Source organism: Oligoflexus sp., assembly GCF_035712445.1.
Lineage (GTDB): Bacteria > Bdellovibrionota_B > Oligoflexia > Oligoflexales > Oligoflexaceae > Oligoflexus.
Genome location: NZ_DASTAT010000018.1, coordinates 75,161 through 89,829 on the forward strand (window position 1 = coordinate 75,161; position 14,669 = coordinate 89,829).

The window sequence follows — 14,669 nt, forward strand, 5'->3', positions numbered from 1 at the left end:
ATTCGGCATGCAGCCTTTCAAAGCCCCCCGCATCACCGTCCTTCTGCAAACCTTCGACGCCAAAGGCATCATGCGCTTCCCGTCAGACCCGGAAGGATTTTTCGGACTGACCCGTTTCGTGGAACCGACGCTCGCCGTTTCCAAACAGGCGCAAATCATAGCCGCCAAGGCCCTGGGCCGGTCCGAGCTGGCCGATCGCATCGAACCCATCATCGTCGTGGAACCCCCACTAAAAGCCGAAGGCAAGGAGCCCTCGCTGCTTTACCTGATGAAAGTCGATCCCGCTGTCGCACAGGGAGCTTCCGATTGGCTGCGCATCGTCGATATTCTGCGCGCTCTGCCCCAGGGTTCCGTGCGCGTCGCTTACAACAAAGCCATGCAGGTCTTCGCAGGCACGCTCCATGATGAGTTCTCGATCCTGGAAATGGATGAGGAGGTTCAAAAGCGCCTGACTCAGCTCATGGCGGAAAACGGTCCGGATCTGGTAAAATAGATTCCTGGACCTGAAACCGACTGTGGAGGAGCCTTCCCTCATGCGCATGCCATGGATCAGTAGTCTCCTGTGCCTTCTCGTGGCCGCTCCCGCGTTCGCCATGCCCTTCAAATGTGACAAGCAGCAGACGCTTTGTGAAGTTCAAACCAAACGTCTGACCATCGGTGATAAGGTCGGCGTCTTTTCCGGTGACGGCCAGCTCGCAGCCGTCGGTGAAGTGGTGGAAATCCGCAACAAAAGCCGCATGATCAAGATCACGCAGAGATGGGCTCCTCTTTACCGCTCCTATGAAATGGAAGTGATCGAGGACGAGAAAGCCCGCAATCCCGAAAAGCATTTCCGCATCATCACTCCGCTTCCCGAACTGTCCTGGGGCGTGGGCCTTGGTGCGATCAACCTTGGAATCGGCGACAGCTTCGTGGGTACGAGCCTTGATGGTGGCATCTACTGGCTTCTCTGGAGGGATTTATTCCTGACCGGCCGCCTGCATTACCTGACCGGTTCCGGCAAGGCCTCCGATAACCTGGGAGCCGGCGTTGCCGCCGCGAACGTTTCCGTGACCAGCGCCGGTTTAAGCGTCGGCGTCAGCGATCTGATCGCACCTTACGAAATGATAGCCCTGCGTTTGGATGCCGACCTTGGTCTCAGCAATGCGACTGTGACCCTGCCTGCCGGTCTGGATGAAGGCAAGGTCCTGAATGATCGCATTGATGATGGCGTCGGTCTTTATCTGCGCTTTGGAATTGCCGCCATCTGGCGCCGCGACGGACTGCAGCCGGAGCTGGGATTCACCTTCCTCCGCCTGCATTCATCGAACAATCCCGGCCTCTTCGTGGGTGTTTCCGCTCCCATGGATTAAGCGGAAGCTGCCAGTGGTTTTAATGTTTTCAAGCGAACCGTCAGGCAGCAGCCCCCGCCGCTGGCATTCGGCATGATTTCCGCCGATCCTTGCCACTTCTCAGCAATCGCCCGGATCGCCGCGAGGCCGACGCCACGACCACTCGTGGCCGTGGCCTTTTCCGCTGTCGAAAGCCCATCCAAAAACAGCATAGGCGTGAGTTCGGCAAAGGTCTGACCGGACCAGGCTCTCTGCCGCGCAAGAGCTTTCAGAAGATCCAGATCCAAACCCTGGCCGTTATCTTTCACTTCGAGTCGGATCGTTCCTCCGTGTTCCAATTGAGCCCGGATGCGGAAACGGGCGGAAGAAACCTGAAGGCCGCGGACTTTGGGAAGATTGAAGCCATGATCCACGCTGTTGGTCAGGCCATGCACCAGCACCTCACCCGTGGCCTGCAGAAGCTGCTCGGGCCAGTGCACCACCTCATCAATAACCTCGAAACTTTCACAGTCCACCTTCTGCCTTTTGAGCAGCTTCGCCACCATGTTCTGATGACGACCGACTTCACGCGCAAGGTTGCCGTCTTCCGCATGATTGATGACGTTCCCCTGTTCGATCTGCTGGACCAGCGTCTCGTAGTCCTGGACAATCGAACGGAATTGTCCAAGGTGCTGTTCCCAAAGGGAAACATCGACCGTCTCCTCGCCCCTTAAGTCCAGGAGTTTGCCTTCCAATTCATGACTGCCAAGGCTCATGGCCCGCATGCCGAGGGTTCGCGCCACGCCCTTGATCGTATGCAGATCACGGAACGCATCCTGAATCTGCTCTTCCGTCAAAGACTTCTGCTCAAGGTTATCAATCACCCGATGCGCGTCCGCAAAGGCCTTGCGCAGGGCCGTGCGGTCGGCGCGCACGATTTCCAGAATGCGATGCTCACGCTCCTGACTCTTGCTCTTCTCGGCTTCGACAGCCGCAGCGAGGCGTCGTTCCTCGGTGGCGTCGTGTAGATTGACAAGGAAGCCATGAATCTTTTTGTCCTTATCAAAAAGCGGAGTCCAATGCACCTGAACCGTGCGCGTGGACTGGCCATGGATCTGCAGCTCCTTCGGCAGGTGCGCCGCGTTCAGATCAAAGGCCACGGCATCTTCATGAATACAGGCGCGAAGAACCTCCCGCACCATGCTGCGCTCTTCAGCATTCAGCTGGCTCGGGCCCAGAAGTATATCCAGAGCATCATGTCCCGTCGGGGCTTCGTGCAGTTCAAAAATCTGCTGCAGATAGGCGGAGGATTCACCCTCGATATGCAGCTGGGCATTGATGGTGAATATCCCTTCCTCGATATGATCCAGGATTCGTTGCATCTTGAGCTTGCTCTCCTGAATCTGCAGCGAACCCTGATGCTTTTGAATCAGAAGAAGAAGGATGCCTAAAGCGAGAACAGCAACCACGACCAGAGCCACACGAATCTTCCGCGCCGCCGAGATTTCCTGGGCCTGCAGTTCATTCTCCTTCTGCAGCCCCTTGTTGCGCTCGGCCTCGACTTTAAGTCCGGTGTTCACGAGCAGCTCGGCAATGCTCTTCTGATTTCTATCGTTCACATCCTTCTTGAATTCCGCAACAAAGCCCTTCAGGAGATCCAGGGCCCGCTTCATATCGCCCATGCCCTCATAAAGTCGGGAGCGGGCCTCCATGATCCCCCGAATGCTTTCCCTGTAGTCGGTTTCCCTATATATTTTTTCGGCTCGATCCAGCTGGGTCATGGCCTCGCGCCACTGATGGTTTTCGATCGCAATCAAACCGAGGGTATTGGCGGCGTCGGCCACCCCGGGGCTATCATCATTGGATTTAAAGAGCGCTCCGGCTTTTTCCGCCAGAGCCTGGGCCTTGTCCCGCTCGCCGCGGTGCAGATGAACCTGGGCCAGATTCAAAGACACAGTGGCCTCCAGCCATTCATTGCCTTGTTTTTTCGTAATCTGAAGGGCGTTCCGATAATGCATTTCCGCCTGTTCGAGCGAGGCCGCATCGTTTTTCGCGGCATGATAGTCACCCAGATGATTTTCCATGATGGAGCCGAGATAACTGAATCCCTCCCGTCGACACACAGCGGCGATGGCCTCGTGAATGGCGGAAGCCTGTTCGTGCTGCCCCTGCTTGAGAAAGGAAATGGCCGATTGATTCTGAACGATGAGCCTGTCGACCAGATCGATTTCCGGATGGGCTTTGACGATATCATTCATCTCATTCAGCAGCGCCAGGGCCTGTCTGGTATCACCACGCTCCCGCATGTTATAGGAAAGGTCCATGCGGGTTTTGACCTGCGCGGCGGGAATCCGGTATCGGTCCGCGAGCGTCACGAGTTCTTTCAAAGAAGGCAGCTCCTCGCGGATTCTCCCTTCGAGGTTCGGAACGAAAATCCACACGTAGCGGAGAAGGATCAGCTCTTCGTAGAGTCCGAGTTTCTCCGCTTCCTGCATGGCCGCTTCCAGTTCGGCAAAACGCAAACGCAGGGGCTCCAGGGAACCGAGTTCATTGACCGCCAGTGTGTAGGCAACGAAAGCCTGCACCCAGACAACCCCGCGTGGTGCGGCGCTGTACTTTTGCAGACGACTTTCCGCCGACTGCTTCAAAGCCCGGGGATCGGTCTGCAGCGCGCGTTTGATGGCGGACAAGGAGTTGATTTCAAAATGCAGCTCTTGGGTAAAAACCCTCAAAGGGGAGAGCAGCAGGAGACAGAGCAGGATGGTGAGGGCCTGGTGATGCATCGTAACCTCCTCAAGCTCCATTATCACAGAGGCTTCGAGGAGGGTCAAAGTTCACGTCTACAGAACAACCGCCTCAATCAAATCATGATGCAGAGCGCGCAGGCTCGCCTCCAGATTTTCCTGAGGGATAAGAAGATTCGCAAATGCGTTTTTACAGTCGAACAGCAAAGGCTTGCGGCCAAGGCTTTGCACCATGCGGGCCAGGAGTTCAGGCTGCTGCCAGAATCCATCGCCGACGAGCGTGATGCAGGCGAGGCCATGGCCGCGTTCGATGATCTTCGCAGCAGGTGCCTCCTTTTGCAAAAAGGCGGCGAGCTTGTCTTTGAATTTACTGCCGAGCACGAGGTCCATGGTGAAACCCTGATCCGTCTCCTGCTGCTGCACGAAAAGCGGATGTTCACCCAGAGTGTAGAGGTACGTAAGGACCGGACTGATCGTTCCGGCTTCGCAACCGAGAAGGCGGATCCAGCTCAGATCCTTGCGATGCGTGATGGCGTGAACAACGGCTTTTTCCACGGTCCTGCTCTCCCCTACCAGGGTTCCTGGGGTTTCCAGATTGAAACTCGAGCGAATCTCGAGCGGAATTTGAAATTTCTTGGCGAGGTGAACGCCGCGGTTATGCACCACACCGGACCCATACCAGGTCAGGTGGCTGAGGCTATCCCAGCTCATGGTCGGCATCACCTTCGCAGCCGGAACAAGGCGCGGATCCGCCGAGCAAACCCCATCCACATCCTTATAGATCTGGCAGCGATCGGCTTTCAGCGTATGGGCCAGAGCGATAGCAGTCAGATCCGATCCGCCGCGACCCAGCGTGGTGATCTCTTTGCCGGCCTCAGACATGCCCTGGAATCCCGCAACGATGACGAGTTTATTCGCATCGAGCGCTTTGCGAATGCGATCGCCGAGGATCCTTTGAATCTTGGCGTTGCCATGCGTATCATCGGTGAGGATGCCGCTCTGCGAACCCGTAAAGGAAACGGTCGGCACCTTCATGTCGTTCAAAGCAATGGCGAGCAGCGACATGCTGATGCGCTCACCAACCGACAGCAGCATATCCACTTCCCGCTGCGGCGGCTCCGGGCTTAAAGCCAGAGCCATATCGAGAAGCTCGTCCGTTTGCTGACCCATGGCACTGACGACGATGACCAGACGATGACCCTGACGATACGTGGCGGCAATGTGTTCAGCGACGCTGCGAATGCGCTCCAACGTGCCCACGGACGTGCCGCCATACTTTTGTATGAAAAGACTCAAGCTTTTGATCCTTCTCGCCTATTGCACAAACTTATGCAAAAATAGCAGCTATCTGTTACAAGATATACCCGGACTTGAAAAGCAAAGATTGCTGGGCCGGCATGGTCTCCGCAGGAAGCGCAATGCACGAGAATATACTCCAGGCTGGAATCGCCTCGCCGGGTCGTCCTCTCTTCGAACAGATGGCCGCGCGCTTAGGTGTTCCTCGCCTTTATGACTATCAAGTGGAAGCCGTTACCGAAGTTTTGAACGGACACGATTGTTTCGTCGTCGTCCCGACCGGTGGCGGCAAAAGCTTTTGTTATCTCATTCCCGCTCTGGTTTCCCCTGGCCTTGTGCTGGTGGTGTCGCCGCTCATCGCCCTGATGCGCGATCAGCAGCGTCAGCTGCAGGAACTTTCCATTCCTTCATTGTCCTTCGACAGCATGATGTCGATGGATGAAAAACGCGAAGCGCGGGAGAAGATTCTCGCCCAGAAGCTGAAAGTCCTTTACGTATCACCGGAGCGTCTGGCTTTGCCTGGCTTCCGTGATCTTTTGAAGGATCTTCCTCTGGCTCTGATTGCCATTGATGAGGCGCACTGCGTGCATCAATGGGGTATGGGCTTCCGCGCCGAGTATCGCCGCCTGGGCACCTATCTCGATGAGATCGGCCCCGCGCCGCGCATGGCTTTGACGGCCACCGTCACGGCGGATGAACGCCGCGAGATCATCCGCATCCTGGGCATGCGGGAACCCAAACAGATCTTGCGCGCGGCGCCACGCGATAACCTTGAACTCATCGTGCATCGACACGATAAGGTGGATTCGCAGAAGCTGCGGGTCGTGGAAAGCCTGAAGGAAGCGGAAGGGCAGGGTATCGTCTATGCCGCGACCAGGAAGTCCGCCGAAGAGATGTTCCATAAGCTCAGGCAGGCGAAAATTCCGGTCGGCCTTTACCATGGCGGCATGCGGAATGATGAACGCATGCGGGCGCAGGAGGCTTTTTGCGAGCAGAAACTGCAGGTGATGGTCGCCACCAAAGCCTTCGGCATGGGCATCAACCTGCCTTCGATTCGCTATGTTTATCATGCAAACATGCCATGCTCGGTCGAGTCCTATACTCAGGAAATCGGCCGGGCCGGACGCGACGGTGCTCAGGCCCTCTGTCATCTGCATTATGGCCCGCGCGATTATTACATTCAAAAGTTCATGATCGAGAAAAGCTATCCGACCGAGATGGATCTTTTGAAGGTCCACGGCATACTGCTCGATCTTTTTCAGCAGCGCAGCGGCTATCGCGAGACGGAACTTTTGCAGAAGCTCGTTGTGCAAACCGATCTGGATCGCGATACGATTCGGACCGCTATGGATTTTCTGTATCGCGAGCAGGCCTTCTGCCTCACGGACCTGCCGCCCGAGAGCAGCATCTTCGGGGATTGGGAATCCTTTGTGACCGCAGGGGATGATGCCCATACTCTGGATAGCCTTTTACAAGCTCTCCGCAAGCAGGTAGCATGGAAATTCGATAAGCTCAACGCCATGCACAAACTTGTCAAGCAGGCGAGCTGCCCGCGACTTTACATCGAAGGTTACTTCCGCTGAAGAGACGCCCGAGGCAGCCCACAAGAGGGAGCGATTCTCGTGAAAATTACGATTTTGGGCTCGGGTACGTCCACAGGCGTGCCGGTCATTGGCTGTCCCTGTGCTGTCTGTAGGAGCCCGGATATTCGCAATAAGAGGACCCGTGCCTCGATAGCGGTGCAAGAGGGTTCCGAAACCCTGCTCATCGATACCTCTCCCGAAATGCGGCTGCAGGTCCTGGCGGCCGGCATCGTCGATATCTCCGCAGTTCTGTACACGCACACGCATGCCGATCACACGCAGGGCTTCGATGATCTGCGCGGCTTTTACTTTCGCAGCCGCAAGGCTGTGGACTGCTATCTGATGGAAGAGTATCACGCCGAATTTCGGGAACGCTTCCGCTACGCATTTGAGGACACGGGCTATCAAGGCGCTACGCCCCAGGTCAACCTGAAAGCCATGCCGCTCAATCAGTTTAACCTGGGCAGCTTCGTCATTGAGCCGGTCCGCCTTCCGCATGGCCATGTCAACACCTGCGGGTTTCGCTTCGGAAACTTCGTCTATGCCACGGATTTCAAACGCTTCCCCGCGGATGTCATCGAAAAGTGGCGCGGACACATTCATACCATGGTGGCCAGTGGAATTCATTTTGGCACCCATAAGGCTCACAGTGTCATCCCGGAAACCATTGAACTCTTTCGCCAACTCGGCGTGAAACGCGGCATCATTTCCCATCTGGCCCATGATGTGGACTATGCCAAACATAACGCAGAAATGCCGCCGGGCGTGGAGCTGGCTTACGATGGAATGACGATTGACCTGGGGGCTACCGTATCGTAAGAACGTGCGGTGATCGCGAGGGGCAATCACAGCGTTTTTTGAGACATTTTAAGGCAAAGGTCAGCACGTATGATCATCGGTGTTCCCAAGGAAATTAAGAACCGCGAGAATCGAGTGGCCATCGTTCCAGGTGGCGTAAAAATGTTGGTGGACGCAGGCCATCGAGTGTTGGTCGAAAAAAGTGCCGGTCTCGGCGCTGGGATCCCTGACGAAAAATATTTGGCCGCCGGGGCCACGATGATCGGATCCGCCGCAGAAATCTGGGGCAGCGCCGACATGATCATCAAAGTGAAAGAGCCGATCGCGCAGGAATTCGCCCTGATGCGCAAAGGCCAGATTCTTTATACCTACCTTCACCTCGCAGCGGCTCAGGAACTGGGTCATGAACTGGTGAAGCGCGGCGTGAACTCGATCGCCTATGAAACCATTCAGCTCGCCAACGGCTCCTTGCCCTTGCTGACGCCGATGAGTGAAGTCGCCGGCCGCATGTCGGTCCAGGTCGGTGCGCAGTGCCTCCAGAAGCATTCCGGTGGCAAAGGCCTTCTGCTCGGCGGCGTTCCCGGTGTGCGTCGCGGTCGCGTTTCGATCGTGGGCGGCGGCGTTGTCGGCGTGCATGCCGCGAAGATGGCGATCGGCCTGGGCGCTCGCGTCACCATCCTCGATGTGAATGCCGCGCGCCTTGCTTATCTTGATGATATCTTCGGCCATGACATCGACACCATGATGTCGAACCCTGAAAATATCGCCGACGCTGTTGCGGAATCTGACCTCGTCGTCGGTGCGGTTCTGATCGCCGGTGCGAAAGCCCCGCGCCTTGTGACCCGTGACATGGTTCGTACGATGGAGCCAGGTTCGGCTATCGTCGACGTTGCGATCGACCAGGGCGGCTGTATTGAAACGATTCGTCCCACCACGCACGACAATCCCGTGTTCGTGGAAGAAAACGTTCTGCACTACGGTGTGACGAACATTCCGGGTGACGTTCCCAAGACTTCGACCTATGCGCTCACCAACGTGACGCTGAAATATGCGATGGAACTCGCGAACAAAGGCCTCGAAAAGGCTCTGCGCGATTCGCCGGCTTTGACTTTGGGACTCAACACCTATCAAGGCAAGGTCACGTACGGTGCGGTTGCGGAAGCCCTCGGTCTTCCCTATGAGCGCGTAACTTTCTAATTTCCAGCCTCCAAGGGGCCTTTCGGGGCCCCCTGCACAAGGTTCCTCTTCCCATGGATATGACCTACACACTGATCGACTCCGGAAACTTTCAAAAGCTTGAACAGGTTGGACCTTATCGCATGGTGCGTCCCTCGCCCCAGGCCGTGTGGACCCCCAGGCTCGGTGAAGAACAATGGAACCGTGTGGATGCGCGCTATGCACGCTTCAGCGGTGGTGATGGCAAATGGACCTTCTTCAATAAGAAGATGAAGGATCAGTTTGTTATAGATTACGGTGGACTGAGGCTGCAGATGGACCTGACCGACTTTGGTCACCTTGGGCTGTTCGCCGAGCAGGCGAGCAACTGGCAGCGCATCCGTAAGCTTTGCTATGATGGCTCCCGCGAGGGTCGTGAATTTCACGTTCTGAATCTTTTCGCCTATACCGGCGGTTCGACCCTGGCGGCCGCGCAGGGCGGAGCGAAGGTCGCTCATGTCGATGCCTCGAAAACTTCGGTCGCGTGGGCCCGGCAGAATGCGGAGCTGAACGAACTCGCTTCGGCGGAAATTCGCTGGCTCGTCGAGGATGTTCAAAAGTATGTCGCGCGCGAAGTGCGGCGCGAGAAAAAATATCACGGTATCATTCTTGATCCTCCCAGCTTTGGCCGCGGCACGAAGAATGAAGTCTGGAAGATCGAAGAGCACCTTGTGCCTTTGCTTGATGGGCTGAAAGAACTTTTGGCGCCGGATTTCAAATTCATTCTCTTGAGTTCGCACTCCAACGGCTATACGCCCGTGGCCATGCGGAATCTCCTTTTGCCGCTGATCGGCCCGGTTCCGGGACGTTTTATCGAAGAGGAAATGCTGGTTCGGGAAAAGGATTCCGGTCGGGCTTTGCCCAGCGGATCCAACACCTGGTTTATTCGGGATTAACATGATCACCATCACAAGCCCCCAGAATCAGAAGATCAAGGATGTCATCAAACTGCGGGAAAGCAAGGCGCGGAGGCAGACCGGGCTTTTCGTTCTGGAAGGCGCGCGGGAAATCGATCGCGCGCTGGCGAGTGCTTATGTTCTGAGATCCCTTTACGTCTGTCATGACGTTTTAAGCCCCGAGGCCCGGGACCTGAGCACCCGTATCGACGACAGGCTGAAGCTGAACATCACGAGCGAGGTCTTTGCCAAGCTCGCTGTGCGTGAAGGCAGTGATGGTCTGGTTGCGGTTTTGGAGCAGAAGACTTTTGATTTCACAAGCCTTCCGAATAAACCCGATCCCTGGCTCTTGGTGCTGGAAAACATCGAAAAACCCGGGAATTTCGGAGCGCTCGCGCGCAGCGCGGATGGGGCCGGCGTGGATGCCATCGTCGTGCTCGATCCCAAGGCCGATCCTTATAATCCAAATGCTTTGCGGGCCAGTGTGGGCGCTCTATTCACCCGGCCTTTGATCATCACCGATCATGAAACTTTCGCGGCCTACTGCGCGCAGAAGAAGATTCGGATTCTGACCGCATCCCCTTTTGCGGAAGCCTATCATTTCCAGGCCGATCTGCGAGGTCCTTTGGCTATCGTACTCGGATCCGAGGCCTGGGGTCTTTCCCCGGCCTGGAGCAAGCTTGAAAATATTCCGGTGAAGATTCCGATGCAGGGCCTTGCCGACTCTTTGAATGTGTCGGTGGCGGGCGCCGTTATTCTCTATGAGGCCCTGCGGCAGCGTTGGACGCCGTAATCACTCGGCGGGCTTGCCTTTGCCCTTGCCAGGAGGCAGTTCGCTCAAGGCGGCGACGATGGCTTCCAGGTCCACTTCCTTGGTGTCTTTCAGACCCGCCATATCCGGAACTGAGGCAATCGCCATGTTCAGTTTATTCATCTGGGTTTTACCGATTTCAGACTCTTCGAATTTCCCGTGACAGCTCGCGCAGAGCTTCGCGTAAAGATCCTTGCCGGTCAAAGCCATCGCAGGATCCACAGGCGGCATGGTCGGATCCACGGGCGGCTTGGCCGCGGGGTCGCCTTCGTCCGCGACCGCATCGCCGGTGCCGGGTTGCGCCTCGGACGTCAGGTCCCTGTTCCGGCGGCCCTTGCTCTCGCTTTCCAAAAGTCCGCAGGACATCAACATCATGGAAAGACAGCCGATCATGCTCATGTACTTAACTTTCATGGTCCCTCTCCTATCGTGGTCACTCGATGGTTAAAGCGTTGCGGTCTGCGTTTCGACTGTCACAAGCAGGCCTTTCAGTTCTTCGATCTCAGCCTTCAAGGCTTCCAGGCTGTCTTTCAGAAGCGCATGAAGCTTCTCCCGCTCATCGGCAGCCACAGCGCGGCAGGCTTCCAGATCGGCCGCCAGGTCCTCGTCCGAACCCTGGCCACGCACCTGGGAGCAGGCGGCTTTAATCCGCTCACGAGCAGCCTGTCGTGCCGCCCGCAGTTCTTCATGTTTGTCCTGGATGGCTTCCTTGATCTTCTGGCCCATGGATTCCAAGGCGGCTTTTTTCTCGTCATCGCTGACGGATCCATCCGCGTCCTTGTCCACTTCGCTTTTCAGTTCGGCCTTCATCTCATCCTTCAAGGATTTCAGCTCGGCGCGCAGACTGGCTTTCTCGGCCTCGCTCAGCTGACCGTCGCCATCCGCATCCGCCTTGGCCAAAAGTTCCTTGCGCATGTCACTCGTGGATTTGATCTGGGTGCCCAGGACTTCGGTCTGAGCGTCTTTAGAGAGATTGAAGTAGACGGCTTCCACATCCGCAGGACCTTCCTCTTCGGACTCCGAAGAGGGTGGAGTATTACACGCGAGTAACAATACAATGGATCCATACACAAAGAGTGGCTGGATGATGGACTGCGGTTTCATTTTCATTGGTCCCTCCAGGAATTGAAAACCGTAGTGACACTATCGGACCTCGCTGGGAAAATTTTAAAGACGGCTCCCTTCGAAAGTCATAACAGGGCCTTGCCTGCCCTCATTTGACCCGTACACAAATTTTCAGGGTGTCATTTCCAATGATTTTGATAAGTGAAGCGAAAACAGTGGGTTGGAAAAATATTTTGTACACAAAAAGTGCTAAAGTTTTGAATAAAAAATCCGATAAGTACACCAGACCCTCGATTCATGCGTCAGAGTAATGGAGCTTTAGATTGAAGAAGCCAGGACTAAAAGAGATCGTGAAGAAGGATGTGAAGCCGAGTGCCTATCTCGACTATCGCCTCTTCTTCAAGGCGCTCTATGAGCACAGAAAAGAGGCGGGCGAGTATTCCTATCAAAAATTTGCTGAGGACCTTGGTTTCAAAGCCACGACCGTCATGCACCAGATCGTTCATGGCTATCGTCCCCTGACGGACAAGGCCGCAGTGAGCGTCATAGAAAAGCTGGACCTTGAAGCCGCTGAGGCTCATTATCTGAGCGCCCTCGTATCCTTCTGCAACGCGAAGACCTCGGTCAAGCGCGAGGAATACTTTCAAAAGCTGCAGACGCTCAAAAGGAAAACGCTGCCCGATGAGCTCGACAAGGATATGCTGGAATACTTCTCGGTCTGGTATAATCCTGTGATCTGGGAATTGATTGGCACTCAAGGCTTCCAAGCGGATGTGAACTGGATTGCCAAGCGCATCATCCCGAACCTGAAGCCGGCTCAGGTCAAGACCAGCCTGGAACTTCTGGAACGGCTCAACCTGATCGTCTTTGATCCGGAACTAAAAACCTATCGCCAGACCAAAGACCGCGTGAGCACGGGTCACCGCATCAAAGGTATGGCGCTAGTCAGTTACCACAGCAGTATGATCGATCACGCCAAGGCAGCTTTGACTTCCATCAGCGGCCAGCGGCGTGACGTGAGTGCTGTGACTGTCAGTGTGAATGAAGAAACCGCGAAGAAATTGCGCGCGATGATCCACACGTTCCAACTGCAACTCCTGGATGAAGCGGATCGGGCCGGAGTCGGCGATGAGATCTATCAGATTAACATCCAACTCTTTCCCTTTACCGAGTGAGGGCACGAATGCTGAAGGATATAGTCAACATCATGAAGGCCGCAGTGTGCGTGCTCGTTATCGACGCCTGTGGAGGAACCCTTGGCGGCAATCCCGAAATAACGGATCCTGATAGCCAGCAGCCTCCTGATCCTGCAAAGTCTCCGGCCCTGACCTTCTCGATCACCGATGCCCCGGTGGAAGAGGCGCGGCATGTGTATATCTCTGTGGAAAGCATTCAGGTTGCGCAGGCTGAAGGCAGCTGGATCAGCATTCCTTTGGAAACTGATGCGGAAATCGACCTGCTGCAGCTGCAGAACGGAGCCACCGAGCTGCTGGCCTCCATCGAGGATCTACCGGCTGGAACCTATACCCAGACCCGTTTAATCCTGGCCGAGGAAGCCCCTGGACGCCTGGTTGATAACGAGGGCGTGGAACACTCGCTCGTGATTCCAAGCGGCTCGGAGTCGGGCTTGAAACTTATGACCAGCTTTACCAAGGTTGATGGCGAGCCCATGGCCTTCACGATCGACTTCGACCTGCGCAAGTCCATCAAGTCCGCCGGCAACGGCAGCAAGAGCAAATATCTTCTGAAACCCGTCCTGCGCATGACCGACGACCGCAAGTCCGGCAGCGCCGCGGGTGAAGGTGAGAACGGTTCCGTGGTCTGCGTTTACGCCGATGGCGCGACCAAGGACAGCGATGACTCCTGTGAAAACGCCATCACCTCGACCACTGTTAAGAATGGTCAGTTCAAGCTCGCCTTCCTTGAGCCTGGAACCTATGACCTGCGAGTCTTCCGTAACAAGACTGCGGTCGGTGACGTCGATGACGTCGTGGTCAAAGCGGGAAGCAGCGATAATAATGACGAGGATACAAAGGTCAAACTGCCTTAAAAATAGATTCCAGCTCGTTCGCCTAAGACACATTGGAGAAAAAAATGAAACCATGGCCAAACCTGGTTATTGGACTCGGGATGATTTTGTCCATCAGCTGCTCGAAGGGTAAGTTTTCGGAAGACAAGAATGCGGGTGACAACTACGACATCAAGATCGTGGATCCCAATGCAGACGCCACAGCCGCTCCTGGCACCACAACGGCCACGGTAGAGGGTCCGGACGCCGGTGTGGACAGCAAGGATTCAGGCGGCGGAGCAGGGACCGGCGCCGATGCCGGTGACAGCGGCAGCGGGAAGGGTGGAACCACCACCGGCACGGGGGGTGATGACAGCACGGATTCATCGGATGGCACCAGCGGCAAAGGTTCCGATAAGGGCAGCGACAAGGGAAACGGCAAAGAAGCCGGGAAAGGCGGTGATGCTGATGCCGGAGAATGCGCCTCCGCGGCCGGTATCAATAAGAGTCGCGTCAAAGTCAGTGGCAATCAAAAGAGTCTGACCATGGCCCCTGGTGATGCCTTTGCCTTGAAGGTGACCGGCAATCAAAACGTCGTGAACCTGAAGATGACCGGCGACGCTCCCGGTGCACGCGTATCGGCCATCTGCCTTTTCCTGGCTGGAAATCAGAGTCATGTGACCATGGATATCGGCGTCTCGGTGGGCAGGATCTTTATCAAAGCTCGCGGCAACAAGGCTTTGGTCGAGGGTTCCATCAGCAAGGACGGCGTGATCGAAAATCTTCAGGTCGATGCCAATGGCAATCAGCCGAGCATTGTCATGAAAGGTGAGGGAACCTATCCCTGTGATCAGGCGGCTGTCTCGTGTCAGAAGCCTTGATCCTTCTTTAGGCTCAAAGGAAGAAGCGGAATCCCGGTGGGGTTCCGCTTTTTTCATACTGC

The 14,669-nt window shown here is 55.9% G+C and carries 14 protein-coding genes; 10 read left to right on the forward strand and 4 right to left on the reverse strand.

Features of this window, described 5'->3' with window-relative positions; genetic code table 11:
- The first annotated feature begins 7 nt into the window (after positions 1-7).
- A complete protein-coding gene (locus VFO10_RS03435) occupies positions 8-493 on the forward strand; it encodes a hypothetical protein (RefSeq protein ID WP_325137280.1) in 486 nt (161 codons plus the stop codon).
- A gap of 40 nt (positions 494-533) precedes the next feature.
- Positions 534-1,352 (forward strand): hypothetical protein, encoded by an 819-nt coding sequence (locus VFO10_RS03440; RefSeq protein WP_325137281.1) that lies wholly within the window; start codon positions 534-536, stop codon positions 1,350-1,352.
- Here the strand turns inward: VFO10_RS03440 and VFO10_RS03445 are convergent.
- Both VFO10_RS03445 and VFO10_RS03450 read right to left on the reverse strand, forming a co-directional pair.
- Positions 1,349-4,093: an ATP-binding protein gene (locus VFO10_RS03445; protein ID WP_325137282.1), complete on the reverse strand. Its 2,745-nt coding sequence runs from the start codon at positions 4,091-4,093 to the stop codon at positions 1,349-1,351. The genes VFO10_RS03440 and VFO10_RS03445 overlap by 4 nt on opposite strands.
- Before the next feature lie 57 nt (positions 4,094-4,150).
- A complete protein-coding gene (locus VFO10_RS03450; protein WP_325137283.1) occupies positions 4,151-5,350 on the reverse strand; it encodes an aspartate kinase in 1,200 nt (399 codons plus the stop codon).
- Positions 5,351-5,472: 122 nt separating this feature from the next.
- Here VFO10_RS03450 and VFO10_RS03455 point away from each other — a divergent pair, with 122 nt between their 5' ends.
- The 5 genes from VFO10_RS03455 to VFO10_RS03475 all read left to right on the forward strand — a co-directional run bounded on the left by VFO10_RS03455 (position 5,473) and on the right by VFO10_RS03475 (position 10,635).
- Positions 5,473-6,933 (forward strand): RecQ family ATP-dependent DNA helicase, encoded by a 1,461-nt coding sequence (locus VFO10_RS03455; protein WP_325137284.1) that lies wholly within the window; start codon positions 5,473-5,475, stop codon positions 6,931-6,933.
- A 39-nt stretch (positions 6,934-6,972) separates the two neighbouring features.
- Positions 6,973-7,752, forward strand: coding sequence for an MBL fold metallo-hydrolase (locus VFO10_RS03460; RefSeq protein WP_325137285.1), 780 nt, complete (start codon positions 6,973-6,975; stop codon positions 7,750-7,752).
- 69 nt (positions 7,753-7,821) lie between these two features.
- Positions 7,822-8,928: an alanine dehydrogenase gene (gene ald, locus VFO10_RS03465; protein WP_325137286.1), complete on the forward strand. Its 1,107-nt coding sequence runs from the start codon at positions 7,822-7,824 to the stop codon at positions 8,926-8,928.
- 53 nt (positions 8,929-8,981) lie between these two features.
- Positions 8,982-9,842 carry a class I SAM-dependent methyltransferase gene (locus VFO10_RS03470; protein ID WP_325137287.1) on the forward strand — a complete coding sequence of 287 codons (861 nt, stop codon included), beginning with the start codon at positions 8,982-8,984 and terminating at the stop codon, positions 9,840-9,842.
- Position 9,843: 1 nt separating this feature from the next.
- Complete coding sequence (locus tag VFO10_RS03475) at positions 9,844-10,635, forward strand: TrmH family RNA methyltransferase (RefSeq protein WP_325137288.1); 792 nt, start codon at positions 9,844-9,846, stop codon at positions 10,633-10,635.
- On the opposite strand, the gene VFO10_RS03480 is transcribed toward VFO10_RS03475, so the two are convergent.
- The gene (locus tag VFO10_RS03480; protein ID WP_325137289.1) at positions 10,636-11,067 is read right to left on the reverse strand and encodes a hypothetical protein; all 432 of its coding nucleotides are present in this window, start codon (positions 11,065-11,067) and stop codon (positions 10,636-10,638) included.
- Between the two features lie 30 nt (positions 11,068-11,097).
- Positions 11,098-11,763, reverse strand: a complete 666-nt coding sequence (locus tag VFO10_RS03485) for a hypothetical protein (protein WP_325137290.1) — start codon at positions 11,761-11,763, stop codon at positions 11,098-11,100.
- Between the two features lie 278 nt (positions 11,764-12,041).
- Here VFO10_RS03485 and VFO10_RS03490 point away from each other — a divergent pair, with 278 nt between their 5' ends.
- The 3 genes from VFO10_RS03490 to VFO10_RS03500 are packed head-to-tail and all read left to right on the forward strand — an operon-like array spanning position 12,042 to position 14,607.
- Positions 12,042-12,893: a TIGR02147 family protein gene (locus VFO10_RS03490; RefSeq protein WP_325137291.1), complete on the forward strand. Its 852-nt coding sequence runs from the start codon at positions 12,042-12,044 to the stop codon at positions 12,891-12,893.
- Positions 12,894-12,901: 8 nt separating this feature from the next.
- Positions 12,902-13,768: a DUF4382 domain-containing protein gene (locus VFO10_RS03495; RefSeq protein WP_325137292.1), complete on the forward strand. Its 867-nt coding sequence runs from the start codon at positions 12,902-12,904 to the stop codon at positions 13,766-13,768.
- A gap of 44 nt (positions 13,769-13,812) precedes the next feature.
- Positions 13,813-14,607 (forward strand): hypothetical protein, encoded by a 795-nt coding sequence (locus tag VFO10_RS03500; protein ID WP_325137293.1) that lies wholly within the window; start codon positions 13,813-13,815, stop codon positions 14,605-14,607.
- Positions 14,608-14,669 lie beyond the last annotated feature (62 nt).

What these genes read in the sequence shown, in the direction of transcription:
- VFO10_RS03435 (WP_325137280.1), top strand. Translation starts at nt 8, where the DNA reads ATGCAGCCTTTCAAAGCCCCCCGCATCACCGTCCTTCTGCAAACCTTC.
- VFO10_RS03440 (WP_325137281.1), top strand. Translation starts at nt 534, where the DNA reads ATGCGCATGCCATGGATCAGTAGTCTCCTGTGCCTTCTCGTGGCCGCT.
- VFO10_RS03445 (WP_325137282.1), bottom strand. Translation starts at nt 4,093, where the DNA reads ATGCATCACCAGGCCCTCACCATCCTGCTCTGTCTCCTGCTGCTCTCC.
- VFO10_RS03455 (WP_325137284.1), top strand. Translation starts at nt 5,473, where the DNA reads ATGCACGAGAATATACTCCAGGCTGGAATCGCCTCGCCGGGTCGTCCT.
- ald (WP_325137286.1), top strand. Translation starts at nt 7,822, where the DNA reads ATGATCATCGGTGTTCCCAAGGAAATTAAGAACCGCGAGAATCGAGTG.
- VFO10_RS03470 (WP_325137287.1), top strand. Translation starts at nt 8,982, where the DNA reads ATGGATATGACCTACACACTGATCGACTCCGGAAACTTTCAAAAGCTT.
- VFO10_RS03475 (WP_325137288.1), top strand. Translation starts at nt 9,844, where the DNA reads ATGATCACCATCACAAGCCCCCAGAATCAGAAGATCAAGGATGTCATC.
- VFO10_RS03480 (WP_325137289.1), bottom strand. Translation starts at nt 11,067, where the DNA reads ATGAAAGTTAAGTACATGAGCATGATCGGCTGTCTTTCCATGATGTTG.
- VFO10_RS03485 (WP_325137290.1), bottom strand. Translation starts at nt 11,763, where the DNA reads ATGAAAATGAAACCGCAGTCCATCATCCAGCCACTCTTTGTGTATGGA.
- VFO10_RS03495 (WP_325137292.1), top strand. Translation starts at nt 12,902, where the DNA reads ATGCTGAAGGATATAGTCAACATCATGAAGGCCGCAGTGTGCGTGCTC.
- VFO10_RS03500 (WP_325137293.1), top strand. Translation starts at nt 13,813, where the DNA reads ATGAAACCATGGCCAAACCTGGTTATTGGACTCGGGATGATTTTGTCC.